Origin of the sequence: Bacillus cereus, assembly GCF_002561295.1 — a bacterium.
Taxonomy (GTDB): domain Bacteria; phylum Bacillota; class Bacilli; order Bacillales; family Bacillaceae_G; genus Bacillus_A; species Bacillus_A cereus_S.
This window is the reverse complement of record NZ_NTUG01000052.1, coordinates 1-1491: the sequence shown is the minus strand read 5'-3', so window position 1 is coordinate 1491 and position 1491 is coordinate 1. Positions and strand designations below refer to the sequence as shown.

The following is a 1491-nucleotide window of genomic DNA, read 5'->3' as shown; positions in this document are numbered from 1 at the left end:
AGCAAAAACCTAAGTCATTTTGACTTAGGTTTTTTTGTGATTCCGTAAGAAGTTTATAAAGATATGCTGATAAAACTAGATCTCTTGAAGCATAAATTTTTGAATCTTTTAAAGCCTGTGCTACAATGATTGGAACCTAAATGTAAAGAGGTGTTCGTATGAAAATTGAAGTGTGGTCTGATTTTGTATGTCCGTTTTGTTATATTGGGAAGCGTAGGTTAGAAATGGCTTTAGACCAATTTCCACATAAAAACGATGTTGATGTTGAATTTAAAAGTTTTGAATTAGATCCTAATACACCAATCTATTCTGGAATAAGTATTCATGAAGTAATTGCGTCAAAGTATGGAATTAGTATCGAAGAAGCAAAACAAAATAGTGTTCACATAGGTCGTCAAGCAGCTAGTATAGGTTTAACTTTTAATTTCGAAGAAATGAAACCGACGAACACGTTTGATGCCCATCGTTTGGCTAAGTTTGCAAAAGATCATGGGAAAGAAAAGTCTATTGTAGAAAATCTGCTGTTTTCATATTTCACTGAATCTAAAAATGTAAGTGATGTAGAAACTCTTGCTGATATTGCGGAAGCTTCAGGTTTAGATAGACAAGAAGCTTTAAGCGTTCTAAATAATAAAAATGCTTATGCAAATGATGTTCGAATCGATGAAGGAATTGCCCAACAATATAGGATTACGGGTGTACCTTATTTCGTTATTAATCAAAAATATGCGATTTCAGGTGCACAACCAATTGAAACGTTTGTTGGTGCACTTCAAACGGTGTGGGAAGAAGAGAATCCTAAGCCTAAATTCCAAGACCTTTCATCAGATGGTGCAAATGATGCTTTGTGCACAGATGGTAGCTGTTCGGTACCTTCAAAAGAAGAATAGTTTTTTGCATCCATTATGCAGTATATGATGTAATTGAGGAATAAGCTGCTTCATATTGTATACAGAAATAGTACTAACTCTTAATTTTAACCCACAGAAACATATAAAACTTCTGTGGGTTTTGTTCGTTTCGAGGAATGTATTTGTCTGCTAATTGAATCACTAGGAGTATTCTAGATCGATGTGTGTTCAAGGTCTGTAAAAAAGTAAATACAATCGTTGGCCGTTATATAGTATGGATTATTAAAGTGAGGTTAGTCGTTTCTGTAAAAGAAATAGAATATGAGCGATAGGGACTATTAAGTTGAAAATATATTAGAGAAATAGAGTAAGAAGTTTAGGATTAACTGTTCAATATTACTATTTGAGAGAGGAATATTGTCCGGGTTTATTGGAGTTTCAATTATGTGTCGCACATACTATAGTAATATAAAAGAATAAATCATATTTTCATGAAAAAAACTTTTCAAAAACCATTGACTATTACTATATAGAAGTGTAATATTATACGAGTCGCTGATAGCAACAACGCAGAAAGCGGCAAACGAAATAAAAAACTTAGTTGACATTACAAATTAGAAATGTTAACATAAGGGAGTCG

Annotated in this window: 1 protein-coding gene; it reads left to right on the top strand. The window is 32.9% G+C overall.

Annotated elements, in window-relative coordinates:
* Nucleotides 1–158: 158 nt before the first annotated feature.
* Nucleotides 159–890 carry a DsbA family oxidoreductase gene (locus CN373_RS23500; RefSeq protein WP_000687916.1) on the top strand — a complete coding sequence of 244 codons (732 nt, stop codon included), beginning with the start codon at nucleotides 159–161 and terminating at the stop codon, nucleotides 888–890.
* The last annotated feature ends 601 nt before the right edge of the window (nucleotides 891–1491 follow it).